This window comes from Limosilactobacillus panis (genome assembly GCF_019797825.1).
GTDB classification, from domain to species: domain Bacteria; phylum Bacillota; class Bacilli; order Lactobacillales; family Lactobacillaceae; genus Limosilactobacillus; species Limosilactobacillus panis_A.
On the sequence record NZ_CP081855.1, the window covers coordinates 1,877,630 to 1,890,346 of the forward strand.

The window sequence follows — 12,717 nt, forward strand, 5'->3', positions numbered from 1 at the left end:
TCCGCCTCACTTAACGTACTGGTTTAAGAAGTGGGCAATCCGTCGCGGGTACTGGTGCGGATCCTTGGCATACGATGCCGCATGCTTGGCACCCTTTACGACCCACAGTTTCTTAGGCCCCCGGCTGGCAGAATAGTTCTGGTAAACCATCCGGGTAGGAACAAAGTGGTCATCACTACCGTGGATAAAGAGCATTGGCCGGTGATTCCTGTGAAGCATGGCCGTTGCACTAGCACTATGTACATAGAAGCCGTTTCTTACCCGGTTAATCAGGCTCAGGCTACCAATTAACGGTGCACGAATTACTCGAGGAATATTATACAGGTTTCCCGCTTCGTAGTTAAGCTCCTCTTCAAGGTTATCATAGCCACAGTCCTCCACAAAGGCCTTAACCTGATGCGGTAGGGTGATTCCACTGGTCATCATCGCTGTGGCCCCACCCATGCTGACCCCGAAGATCACAATCTGGCTGTTTGCGCCGTTCTTGGCAATCAGTTTATTGGCCCACTTGCGGACGTCGTAACGTTCGGGCCAACCGTAACCAATGTATTTCCCCTGGCTCTGACCATGGGCACGGGCGTCCGGCATCAATACATTGTACCCCATCTGGTGGAACATGGTCCCATATTCCCCCATCCGTTCCTTTTTACCCATGAAGCCGTGAAGGATAATAACGTTCTTGGTCGTCTTCTGGGTAGCCGGAAGATAGTCGGCAACTAGGCGGTAGTGCCCACTGGCCGACTCCATAGTCCACTTTTCCTTATGGGCCCGCTTGAACCACATCTTCTGATTGTAAAGTGGGTCACTCTTGCTAATCCGGTTAGAATTATTTACAAATGACTTATGACTAGGAACCATTGCCACATTAAAGAAGTAACTACCTGCCGCAAAAAGGGCCACGGCAATTACGACAACAATTCCCACCAGCCACCGCCAGAGACGATGGCGCCGTTTATTTTCGTGCTTTTTCAAAATGATTAACCCCATGTTGTATTCTTTGATCAATGCGAGTATTTTAGCATACTTTCCGTTACTTTGTAATCTTCTTTTGTTAAAATAGAAAGTGAGACACTAAAGGGAGTGTGAGAGAATGTTTCCAGAAAGGCTCCGTGCACTGCGGAAGGGGCAAAAAATCACCCTAAAAGAACTGGCCAAGCACCTGAACGAAAACCTTGGCCCCAACGAAAAGCCTAATACTGCTTCTCAAATTGGTAACTGGGAACGGGGAATTCGGACCCCGTCATACGTAGAGGCACGTAAACTAGCCGAATTTTTTGACGTCAGCCTGGACTACCTGACCGGTAAAACCGACCGGGATGACTTCGACCTCGGTAAATTATTCTTCTCCGGAAAGAACCTATCGTTCAACCAGACGGTCCTCACCAGTGAGGACCGTTATGAAATTTTTCAACTGATTGACGGCTACCTGAAAGGAAAGAATAACCGCCGGGATACCGATAAGTTCTATGGTAAGCAGGAACAGCTGAATTTGAAGTTAAAGTAAGGACCACTAATGAATCCAAAGAAACTTAAAAAGTTAAAAAAGCGGGTTAAAAAAGCCCAGAAGGTTGTGCACCAGGACCCGTATATCAAGCGGTTGATGAATTACCGAGACCTGTTCAACGACTTTCCCGCCATCAAGTACCTGATTAACAACGCCCTCGAAAGTGACCGCCTCTTGAAAAATGGGTTACTGCCACAGCCATTACCGCGGTTACTCCTCCCTGATGATATTCAAGATACGATCTTTAAAAAAATTAATGCCCAATACCCCCAGGGTGACCCGCAAGGCGATGCCCTATGGGACAAGTATAGTGTCACTTTGCCCAAGCTCGATAAGGACCTGCGGAACTTCCGTGACTACCTTGAGGACACGTACGGGATGTGGTCATACGTTAACGCTCCCTTTGCTAAAGCACTATCAAACTACATCAATGGCGCACCGGTCCTGGAATTGATGGCCGGCAATGGATATATCTCCAAGGGGCTACGGAACAATAACCCTACCCAGCGAATCTACACCACGGATAGTCAGGCCTGGGTTAAGGAAAACGAAACGGGCAAGCACCCGGTAACCAAGATTGAGCGCTTGGACGCTATTGACGCGGTCAAGAAGTACGGTAACGACGTTCAGTTTATTATCATGTCCTGGGCGCCAGATAAACAGGAAACGGACTGGGAGGTTCTCCAGCTTATTCGCGAAGACTACCCTGATGTTCACTTCCTGGTAATCGGCGAAAAGGACGGGGCGACCGACTCCAAAAGGTTCTGGCAAGAAGCCGAGCTGAGCCAGGATGAAGAGTTAAAAAAGGTCAACCAGCAGCTCCACTCCTTTGACCTGATTGACGAACAAATTTACCTCGTGAAATAATTACATAGGGAACATAATACATAAAAAGTCTTCAGTCAGACAGCTGAAGGCTTTTTGCATTACTGGGATCGGTAATTCCCTGCTTATTCATCAGGTAACGCACATAGGGATATGTTTCCTTGTCCTTTTAAAAAAATTAACAACGGCCCTTGTAGCTGACGCAGGGACGCTCCAAAAATTTTTCCTGGTTTTTTAAATTTCCGTTAGTTTTCCCTAGCAAAAGTGGCCCATTTCCCGTACAATATTCTGGTTGCGAAAAATCTGAAATTAAGGAGGAAAACTAATAATGAAGTACCGTCTCCAAGCAATTTTATTCGTGTTCATCGCCTTTATGCTCGGCTGCAACGAATACATGATTGTCGGTGTCCTGCCGGATATTGCCCATGAATACCACGACTCACTGTCACGGCTGGGGCTGCTCGTCACCGTCTTTGCCCTGATCTACGCCGTCTTTACCCCCATTATCACCTCGCTAGCTAACCGTTGGCGACGGCACCACGTCCTATTATGGTTGATGGTCATTTTCCTGGTTGGTAATACCTGGTCCGCTTTGGCAACTAACTTTATATCCCTCCTTTTGTCTCGAATTTTGACCGCGACCGTCGCAGGGGCCATTATTTCACTTGTCCTCGTAATGGCAAGTTTTGTTGCCCCACGGGAAAAGCGGGCGAGCCTGGTATCCTGGGTCTTCGCTGGCTTCAGCATTGCCTCCGTTGTCGGGATTCCCATCGGGACCATTATTAGTACCACCTTCTCCTGGCACGACAGTTTCTGGATGGTCACTGTCATTACGGTCCTGGCCTTTGCCTTCCTTTTCTGGCTGGTTCCTAAGGACACTCTCCAGGTAAAGAGCAGCTTAGGCAAACAGTTCGTGCTCTTTAAGGACTCCCGGGTAATCCTTGGGGTTATCTTCGTCGTTTCAATCTGTGCGGCGGACTACACGATCTTCACCTACATCCGACCCCTGATTACTAACGAAATGGGCTTCAACAACACCTGGTTGAACTGGCTACTGTTTGCGATGGGGGTCTTCTTTATCTTCGGTAACAAGTTCGGTGGGGTCCTGGCTGACCGGGGCGGCGTCCACCGGCTACCAGTCATCTACCTCATCATGACCGTCCTCTACCTCGCCTTTGGCCCCCTCCTTTCCTTTAAGTGGTTGGCCATCCTCGTAGTTGGCCTTCTGTGCATCGCCTTCTCTTGCTACGGTTCATCGACCCAGCTGATGTTCTTAGACATTGCAGAAAAGGAATACCCGCAGTCACTAGACCTGGCATCCTCGTTAAACTCGATCTTTGCTAACATCGGCATCTCGCTAGGGTCATTCACCGCATCACAGGCCATGCACTTTACCTCTATGAACCACCTCGGTTACGTCGGCTCGGTATACGCCCTGCTCGCCACCGTCTTAGTGATTATCCTCAGCCACCGTTACACGGGGATGCGTTACCCAGTTAGATAACTGATTTGTGGACAAAAAACGAAGCGACCGGAAGAAAATTATTTCTCCCCGTCGCTATTTTTTATTCTATTTTTCAACATTATCTAATTATAAGCAAAGCCAAAATACGATTACAATTAACGCAACAACTGAAACGCCATAATATACTTCTGCCATAATGCTCCCCCTCGCTTCCGCCTTCATTGTAAGCCCTTACGTGAAAAAATGCACTTTTTTTATAATTCAAGGGTGAGCACAAAAAAAGCGGTTAGCATCTACTAACCGCTTGCTGTGTATTGATATCATCTCAGGTTAAAAGGCGATGTCCACTTCGCCCTTTAACCGGGCACCTCACAATCCGGTGAGTTAACGTGCCCCACATTCGAAATGTCTAATGGCAGCAATTAGGGTTGCTACCAGACCTCTCGACTCATCGCACTATTCATTCTACCAAAAATTATTGAAAAGGCAAGAATCATGCCCGATTTTCAACCGTTGCCGCCACGTGTTCGGCAACCCATTCCTGGGCACGCTGAACCAGGTTGGTGACACTACCGGCCTGATCAGTATCGTTAGCCAACTCATCGATCCGCAAGCCCGACTTGTTGACGTCATCCCCTTCCAATACCATGTAGAGGTTCACCGGGTAGGCAGGTTCCTGGTCCAAGAGCTTCGGATCCAGGCGCTCTGCTTCGCCCATTGGGATGTTGATGAGGTTCATCTCTAGGCGTAGACTCAGGGGGTCACCCTTTTTCATCTTTACATTAATTACATACTGCCCAAGCGTCCCTTGCGCAAACTGGTCCAACATAAACTGAATTCCCTTTTTGAGGGTCGTCTTCTGTTGTGCCTGAGCAGCCGTCTTTTCGACCGTTTCCGTGGTTACATGGTCACCAGTTACCTGGGCTAAGTAGTCTGCTACTGTCATCTTCATTTTTTAGCTCGCTCCTCTAACTTCTTGATCCGGGCACGGGTATATTCCGCCCGCTGCCGGATGCCATAATAGATTCCTGCACAGGCAACCAGAATACCGACAACACTTAATACCTCAACGATGATTCCGAGAAAGCTCGTCCGCTGGTTGACAGTCTGCAAAGCGGCCAAGCAGGCAATCGCAAAGTACAGGTTCACAAAGATCGTGGCGTACCCGCAAAACCGCATTTTTACGAGTGCCAGACCGTTAACGACTGCCGCTAAAATAATAAATACCAGCAAGCGGCCCCACACGGATACACTAGTCAGCAGTAGGCCATGCTGGATAGACATGATGGCGTCCAAGACCATTGCCAAGACCGCCGCAACGGACGTCACCATAATTACCTTATCAGAGTTTCTCATCTCATTACCAACTTTCCTAAAGTTAAAATAAAACGGGGTGCCAGGTCAATGCCTGTCTCCCCGTCAATTATTTTCACGATTACCCGGGGGTGAGTACAAGGCTTAACCCTTGTATTTCACTCCCATTCTACTAGATAACCGGGCAAAGCTCAATTAGGCAAGTAAATCCGCAATCTGGGTGGTTGGGATTCCCGTAATGTATTGCTGAGTGCCCGCCTTTTCAAGAGTCTTTTCAATCTCATCGTGGTCATACTTAATGCCCTTCAGTTGGTCAGCTAACTTCGTAACGTCCTGAGGGCCAAAGAAGTCACCAAAGAATTTGATATTCTTGATCACACCATCCTTAACGTCCAGCCGGGCATCAATCGTTCCCATATCAAAGTGCTTCCGCCGCTTCAACGTGAACTCAGGGTTCTTACCATAAACCCAGTCCCAGTTGTTGTAGTACTGTTCGTAGATCTTATCAATTTTCTTCTGGTCTTCTGGGGTAACAACGTACTGCTTGTCCTTAATCTCGTCGAGGCTGTCAACGTTGAAGAGCCCCTTGATCAGGTCGTCCCTGAAGGTTGGGACATCGATGTTTTGGTATTCCTTAGCCAGGTATGGCCGCAGGTTAGTAACCCGGGAGCGAACGGACTTAATTCCCTTAGAAGCGATCTTATCCTTGGCAACGTGGAGGGCGTCCGCAACTACACTCAGGTCCACGTTTAACATCAAGGTTCCGTGAGAGAAGGTCTTGCCGTTCTTGGAGTACATTGCGTTACCAGAGAACTTCTTCCCGTCAACTAAGATGTCGTTTCGACCACTGACTTCCGCGGTCGTAGCCCCTATTTTATGAAGAACGTCGACAATTGGCTTGGTGAATGACTTGAAGTCACCAAATTCCTCACTGTCGCTTGGAACAACAAAGCTGAAGCAGAGGTTCCCCAGGTCTTGGTAGACCGCGCCACCACCAGAAAGGCGCCGGGTAACCCGGATGTTGTGTTTCTTTACGTAGTCCTGGTTGATCTCTTCGGCCGTGTTCTGGTTCCGGCCAACAATAATGCATGGTTCTTCATAGTAGAAAAGGACCAGTGGCTCGTTCCCAAAGTCCTTATCATTCATCAAGTACTGTTCAGTTGCTAAGTTCATCCCAATATTATGGGAAGTCATTGAAACATAACGCATTATATTACTCCTCACTTGTGAAAAGTGTCACAATTATTAGACTAAAATAAACTATTTGTCTTTTAGGTCTCTAGCAGTAGTTTAAACTTATCTGCAAACGTTTTCAATCAATTTGTTTTATATTAAAAAAAATTAGTAAAAAAAGTATAATAGAAGTAAACAATACTATCGACAAAGGAGTTTTTTACAATGGCAGATTCACAATACAAAAACATCCTCGTTGCAATCGACGGTTCCAAAGCGACCAGCAAGGTTCTTGAAGCAGGAATCGACATTGCTATACGTAATCACGCCCACCTCGACATCCTAACCATCACCCAAGTTGACCAGCTGACCGATGGTTACAGTAATGCCGTTTTGAGTGATGAGCAGACCTACGACGCTGTCCACCGTACCCAGGAGCGGATGGAGGATTTAAAGCAAAAGGCAGTAGACGCAGGAGTTACTGACATCAGCATCCACATCCGTTTCGGCAATCCGAAGCGGGTAATCGCTCGTGAATTCCCGAAGGACCACCATAACGACCTCATTGTAATTGGGGCTACGGGAATCTCTGGCATGGAACGGTTCATGGTAGGGTCCGTTACCTCCTACGTTAACCGGAACGCCCTTAGCGATGTCATGGTTGTGCGGATTGCAGAAAATGACTAAACAGATTGTCACCGGCCTCTTCGCCCACGTTGACGCCGGTAAAACGACCCTTTCTGAAGCATTGCTTTACCAATCTGGCCACCGGCGCAAGCTCGGCCGGGTTGATAACGGCAATGCTTTTCTTGATCCCGACCAGTTAGAAAAGCAGCGGGGAATCACGATTTTCACCCACCAGGCCCGGTTGTCCTACCATGACCTCGCTCTCACAATGCTCGACACCCCCGGCCACATTGACTTTGCCGGGCAAACCGAGCAGGTTCTTCAGGTCCTGGACTACGCAATCCTGGTGGTCTCCGTAACCGACGGCATCCAGGGTTATACCCGGACGCTGTGGGACCTTCTCAAACGCTATGACATCCCCATATTTGTCTTTATCAATAAGGTCGACAGTATGGGAGCCGATTCCGCACGGGTCCTCAAACAGTTGCAAAATGAGTTTTCCGCCGGCTGTATCGACTTCACCAGCGGCCAGGTAACCACCGGCGACGTTGCCGAAGCGATTGCCATGCAAGACGACACCGTCCTCGCTAGCTACCTCGATCAGGAAAAGCTAAGTGAAGATACGGTCCGGGCCCTGATCAAAGAGCGGAAGGTGTTCCCCTGCTTTACCGGCTCTGCTTTAAAGATGACCGGGGTCACTAACCTCCTGGACGGGCTCGTCAAGTGGACCGTCGCGGGCCCCACCAAGCAGGAATTTGCTGCCCGGGTATTTAAGATTTCCATGACCATAACGGCAACCGCCTGACTTGGCTCCGCATCACCGGGGAAGCCTGCGGGCCAAGAGCATCCTCCTTCCTGATGAAAAGGTGGACCAAATCCGCATCTACGACGGCGACAAGTTTACCATTGCCCAGGTAGTTCCCGCTGGAGAGGTTTGTGCCGTCACCGGTCTGACCTCTTCTTTTCCAGGGCAGGGCATTGGAACGGAAGCTAATACTCCACGTCCGCAAATGCGGCCGGTGTTATCGTACGCGGTTAAGATTGGTGACAACGATCTCCAGACCTGTTTGAAAGCCCTGCGGGAGCTGGCGGACGAAGGCCCCCAGCTCAAGGTAACCTGGTCAGAGCACCTTCAAGAAATCCACGTGCACCTAATGGGAGAAGTGCAACGGGAGATTCTGGAGCAGATTTTGGAAGAACGGTACCAACTCAAACTCAAGTTTAATCAGGGACAAATTCTCTATCAAGAAACAATTAACGCGTCCATTGAGGGGGTTGGCCACTTTGAGCCCCTCCGGCACTACGCCGAGGTTCACCTCCTCCTGGCACCGGGGAAGCCTGGCTCTGGCCTACACTTCGCCGCTGACTGCCGCGTTGACGTGCTGAGCCATAACTGGCAGCAGCAGATTATGACCAGCTTGGCGGCTAAGGAACACCGGGGTGCCTTAACCGGCGCACCACTGACGGACGTGCAAATCACCTTGATTGGCGGCAAGGGAAGCATCGTCCACTCGGTTGGTGGCGACTTCCGCGAGGCAACCTGGCGAGCAGTCCGGCAGGGATTGATGGAACTGGCGGCCCAAAAGCATTGCGTCCTTCTGGAACCCTACTACCGCTACCGGCTGACCGTTCCCCAAGATGAGGTCGGCCGGGCAATTAACGATATTCAAAAGATGAACGGAACGTTTAGGTTAGCCCCGAATACTGGCCAGTCGCAATCCCTTTTGACCGGGGAAGCACCGGTTGCTACCATGCGCGATTACGCAACCGCCGTCCGTAATTACAGCCACGGTCAGGGACATCTCGAATGCGTTGTCAATGGTTACCAACCGTGCCATAACGCTAATGAAGTGATTACCCAGGCAAAATACGTGCCCACTGCGGACCTCGCTAACACCCCTGACTCAGTATTTTGTGCCCATGGTGCAGGTTACCCAGTCTCTTGGGATAAGGTCCCGGAAATGGCGCACTTCCCTTATTGCAAACGGATTTAAAACAAGAAAAGACCAGTAGACGATTACCAAACGACCGTCCACTGGTCTATTTTTACTTTTGGGACCCTGTGAAGATTAACATGCTGGCCCGCTCGACCAATCAAGGGACCGTTAAACAGGTTACAAAGGAGGCCGGGTATCGTCCCACGATCAGGGTAAATAGGCGTGTATAGGCATCCTATTGTTCATTAAAATCTCCCTTATCTACTTGCAATAGTAAACCATATAGCGCCCCTAGTAGGTTCGCTTCATTACCAAACTTCGCCTTCTGGATATCCGGCATAATGATATCGTCGTGCAGGCGGCGATCCTCCTCCTGGAGTAGTTGAAACTGGTGGCGAATCTCGGTCACCACCACCGGCTGGGCACTAATCCCCCCACCAATAAGAACCCGCTCCAAGTCAATAACTGCTTGGACATTTACCAGCAGGACTGCAACCCGCCGACAAAAGGTCGCAAAGATATTCCAGGCCAAGGGGTTATGGTTATTGATCTCGACAAAGGCCCGGCGACCATCCCTCACATCGGAAAGACCACACGCCGTGGCAACCGCCCTAACCATTTTAACTGCCGAAGTGCTAGCACCCACCGTCGACTTGTGAATGTCCGTATGGTCGTGGTTATTAACAATCGCGCTAATTTCACCAGCCCGGAAGTGGGGACCAACAAAGAGTCGACCATTAATCATTAGTCCGCCCCCTACCGACGTACCAAGGGTCACTACTGCCCCACTATTCAGGCCCCGCAAATTACCCAGCCACATCTCAGCAAGGGTTGCACAATTAGCATCATTCCCCACATAGACCGGTAGCTGAGAAATCTTCCCAATATAGCTAGCCAAGTTAAACTCCCCCATGAAGCCAAGGGCGCCCGTAAACTTAACCTGGCCACGGTGGTGGTTAACGATTCCCGGGACACTCACACAGACCGCGCGAACATCCGGGTGATCACGCACCAGCTGACCAAGGATAGCTAAAAAAGCAGTAGCACTAGTCGGGGTAGCATTTTTGGCCGTTTCAATAATATTTCCAGAATGATCGATCAGGGCACTCTTGATGGCGGTCCCCCCAATATCAATACTTAAATAGTGACGTTGCATCTGATCACTCCCCTGCGTAATTAGTTAGTATTATAACGCTGCCACCACCAGGCGACCAAGCCGAGTGCAAAGCCAACTACAGAAAACGGCAGCCAGGCCAGGCCAAGTTGAAAAAGCGGCAGGGTGTGTCCCGCCCACTTTACCAGGGCCTGGTTAAAGTCCAGCTTCCAAAGAACCGGCGGCAGGGCATTGACCAGGTCAAAAAATGCGGGAAAGACGGTCAAGGTTAATGCCCAGCGGTAAACCAGCGGGCTATTCTTAAACAGGGGTGACAAAATGGCCAGCAAAATCAACACAATTGCCAGCGGATACAGGAACATCAAGACGGGTGTTGACCAGGTAACAATCTGGTCGAGACCCAGGTTGGCAACCAAAAACGAGAGCAAGCAGTTAACCCGCAAAAAATTCTTGTAGGATACCTGAGGAAAGCGACGGTGAAAATCCTGGGAGAAGGCAATCACCAGCCCCATCGCTGTTGTCAGGCAGGTCACCGTGGCAAGGGTCAAAAGGAGGGCGTTACCAAAGGCCCCTAAGTAAAAATGGGCCACCTGGTTGAGGGTTGTCCCCCCTTTGCCGTCGCCAGGGCATCCATCGTGTTGCACCCCTGCAGGAACCCATTAGCAAACGCCTGGTGCAGGTAACTTGTGGTTGGCGCCGGTGCAGACAGTTTTCCCATCGGGCAGATAAGGGCCAGAAGGAAAATTACAAACAGCATCACCAAAAAGGCCGGATTGAGGAACTTCCCAATTACCGCCGTCACTTTTCCCTCTTTAGTCGCAAAGAAGTAAGTCAAAAGAAAGAACATCCCTGTATAAAGGGCCAAACCGACTGGTTGCATTCCCTTCGACAAGTAAGGAGCAACCCCAATCGCATAAGGGACCGTCGCCGTCCGAGGGGTCGCACAAAAGGGGCCAATCGTAGCGTGAACACAGATCAAAAAGAGCAGGGCAAACCAACTCCCAACCGGTTGGGCTAGTTCGAATAACCCCCGGGTATGGGTCACACTCAGGGCTAGTAAGGCCAGTAGGGGGAGTAGAACTCCCGAAGTGATGAAACCCAGGGCAGCCGATCCCCAGTTACTACCGGCGAGTTGCCCCAAGTGGACAGGAAAGACCAGGTTCCCCGCGCCAAATATCATTCCAAAGACGAGGGACCCAATTACCAGGTAGGTCTGCAGCCCCGTTTGCTTCTTATTCATCAGTGTTTCTCCTTCTCATTTCAATCCAATTAATTATATCTGATTGTCAGTCGCTAGCTGAAATCGAGTAGGAGGTAATTGATTAGTTCAATTACCGACCTCTCACACCACCGTACGTACGGTTCCGTATACGGCGGTTCGACAACTTAATCACTTTGAATTGACTGGAGCGTCTTGGACATATTTATTAGTCCAAGGTGCTCCAGTTTTCTATTTGTTAGAGAATAACTCAAAGTCTTACTGTGTGCGGTTCGCCAGTAGCCCTTACGGGTACTAGCGAAGACATATGCATCACGATAAGACAATCCGAGCCTTTGTAAGTTAGTAATCTTAGTTTTGAATTTCTTCCATTGCTTCCAGATATATTGCCTTATTCGCGCCCTTAACCACTGGTCAAGTCGTTGAATAAAGCCAGTCAGTTTCCCAATTGAGTAATATTGAAGCCAACCCCGCATTTTGCGATGAATTTCCTCAAACATTTGCTCAATGGATACTCCCCGATTGCGCTTTGTTAACAGCTTTAGTGCTTGCTTAACTCGCTTTTGTGATTGCTTGGCCGGTCGGGCATAGGCACCGTTACGGTCTACACCTAGTGAAAAGCCAAGAAACTTCAATCTTAGGGGACTACCAACTTTAGTTTTATCTGGATTAACTTTAACCTTCAATTGCTTTTCGAGAAAATGGGTAATACTGCGCATTACTCGTTCTCCCGCCCGTTGACTTTTAACATAAATATTACAATCATCCGCATAGCGTACAAAGTGATGGCCACGTCTGGTCAACTCTTTATCCAACTCATTTAGGTAAATATTCGCCAGTAATGGTGATAATGGTCCACCTTGCGGCGTTCCTTTGTCACTCCTAGCGAAAAGCCCATGATCTAAGACCCCGCTAGTCAAAAACTTGCGGATAAGTCTTAGCGTCCATGGGTCATTAATATATTGTTGGAGGTACTTAATCATCAAATCATGGTTGACGTTATCGAAATAGGCCTTCAGGTCTAAGTCGACTACTCTTCGATATCCCTGATTATATAGTTTAACTACACCGTTGGGCTTGGGAATTTCCACTCGTTTAACCGGTACTGGCTTATAATTGCCTTCACGTAGGTTGGTGATTAACTCCGTTTTATTTTCTCTAAGATATTGCAGGAGGCCATCGACAGTCATATCATCAATGCCCGCTGCTCCTTTATTTCTCTTAACTCGCAAATAAGCCTGGTTCAGGTTATTGCGGTCCAAGACTTGGTCTTGGATAGTGACACTCATACCTTTACCTTCACCATAATCGGTACTACGTGCCCTTGTGTACTTTCGGTTTTCCAAACCTATCCTCGACAAGCGGTCAGCTTGTGGTTCTGTTTTCTGCGATTGTCGCACCTGATTACACCTCCGATATAAGTTACAAGTTATTGTCGTTCAGTCCTTCATCTGATTATTCAAACTACTATGACCTCGGCTGACTTCTGGCTTACTCAACACTGCATCACTGCACCGCTTGTTTCTGTGGGAATTAAAC

General features: G+C 49.1%; 10 protein-coding genes and 2 pseudogenes. 5 read left to right on the plus strand and 7 right to left on the minus strand.

Annotated elements, in window-relative coordinates; translation table 11 throughout:
- Positions 1 to 6 precede the first annotated feature (6 nt).
- Positions 7 to 987, minus strand: coding sequence for an alpha/beta hydrolase (locus KZE55_RS08950; protein ID WP_222258195.1), 981 nt, complete (start codon positions 985 to 987; stop codon positions 7 to 9).
- A 103-nt stretch (positions 988 to 1,090) separates the two neighbouring features.
- Here KZE55_RS08950 and KZE55_RS08955 point away from each other — a divergent pair, with 103 nt between their 5' ends.
- The 3 genes from KZE55_RS08955 to KZE55_RS08965 all read left to right on the plus strand — a co-directional run bounded on the left by KZE55_RS08955 (position 1,091) and on the right by KZE55_RS08965 (position 3,833).
- On the plus strand, positions 1,091 to 1,504 hold the full coding sequence (locus KZE55_RS08955; protein ID WP_047768500.1) for a helix-turn-helix domain-containing protein: 414 nt from the start codon (positions 1,091 to 1,093) through the stop codon (positions 1,502 to 1,504).
- Between the two features lie 9 nt (positions 1,505 to 1,513).
- Positions 1,514 to 2,371: a hypothetical protein gene (locus tag KZE55_RS08960; RefSeq protein WP_047768502.1), complete on the plus strand. Its 858-nt coding sequence runs from the start codon at positions 1,514 to 1,516 to the stop codon at positions 2,369 to 2,371.
- Between the two features lie 286 nt (positions 2,372 to 2,657).
- Entirely contained in the window at positions 2,658 to 3,833 is a 1,176-nt protein-coding gene (locus KZE55_RS08965) for an MFS transporter (protein WP_222258196.1), read from the plus strand.
- A gap of 454 nt (positions 3,834 to 4,287) precedes the next feature.
- Here KZE55_RS08965 and KZE55_RS08970 read toward each other — a convergent pair whose 3' ends face one another.
- The 3 genes from KZE55_RS08970 to KZE55_RS08980 all read right to left on the minus strand — a co-directional run bounded on the left by KZE55_RS08970 (position 4,288) and on the right by KZE55_RS08980 (position 6,317).
- Complete coding sequence (locus tag KZE55_RS08970; RefSeq protein WP_222258197.1) at positions 4,288 to 4,746, minus strand: hypothetical protein; 459 nt, start codon at positions 4,744 to 4,746, stop codon at positions 4,288 to 4,290.
- The gene (locus KZE55_RS08975) at positions 4,743 to 5,150 is read right to left on the minus strand and encodes a hypothetical protein (protein ID WP_222258198.1); all 408 of its coding nucleotides are present in this window, start codon (positions 5,148 to 5,150) and stop codon (positions 4,743 to 4,745) included. The genes KZE55_RS08970 and KZE55_RS08975 overlap by 4 nt, the downstream gene beginning before the upstream one ends.
- Positions 5,151 to 5,303: 153 nt before the next feature.
- The gene (locus KZE55_RS08980) at positions 5,304 to 6,317 is read right to left on the minus strand and encodes a lipoate--protein ligase (RefSeq protein ID WP_222258199.1); all 1,014 of its coding nucleotides are present in this window, start codon (positions 6,315 to 6,317) and stop codon (positions 5,304 to 5,306) included.
- Between the two features lie 189 nt (positions 6,318 to 6,506).
- Here KZE55_RS08980 and KZE55_RS08985 point away from each other — a divergent pair, with 189 nt between their 5' ends.
- Both KZE55_RS08985 and KZE55_RS08990 read left to right on the plus strand, forming a co-directional pair.
- Complete coding sequence (locus KZE55_RS08985; RefSeq protein ID WP_222258200.1) at positions 6,507 to 6,968, plus strand: universal stress protein; 462 nt, start codon at positions 6,507 to 6,509, stop codon at positions 6,966 to 6,968.
- A pseudogene (locus KZE55_RS08990) lies at positions 6,961 to 8,902 on the plus strand (GTP-binding protein). Before KZE55_RS08985 ends, KZE55_RS08990 begins: the two are co-directional and overlap by 8 nt.
- Before the next feature lie 178 nt (positions 8,903 to 9,080).
- Here KZE55_RS08990 and KZE55_RS08995 read toward each other — a convergent pair.
- The 3 genes and pseudogenes from KZE55_RS08995 to KZE55_RS09005 all read right to left on the minus strand — a co-directional run bounded on the left by KZE55_RS08995 (position 9,081) and on the right by KZE55_RS09005 (position 12,578).
- The gene (locus KZE55_RS08995; RefSeq protein ID WP_222258201.1) at positions 9,081 to 10,001 is read right to left on the minus strand and encodes an ROK family protein; all 921 of its coding nucleotides are present in this window, start codon (positions 9,999 to 10,001) and stop codon (positions 9,081 to 9,083) included.
- A gap of 20 nt (positions 10,002 to 10,021) precedes the next feature.
- A pseudogene (locus KZE55_RS09000) lies at positions 10,022 to 11,199 on the minus strand (branched-chain amino acid transport system II carrier protein).
- Between the two features lie 146 nt (positions 11,200 to 11,345).
- Positions 11,346 to 12,578 (minus strand): group II intron reverse transcriptase/maturase, encoded by a 1,233-nt coding sequence (locus tag KZE55_RS09005; protein ID WP_222258202.1) that lies wholly within the window; start codon positions 12,576 to 12,578, stop codon positions 11,346 to 11,348.
- Positions 12,579 to 12,717: the final 139 nt, after the last annotated feature.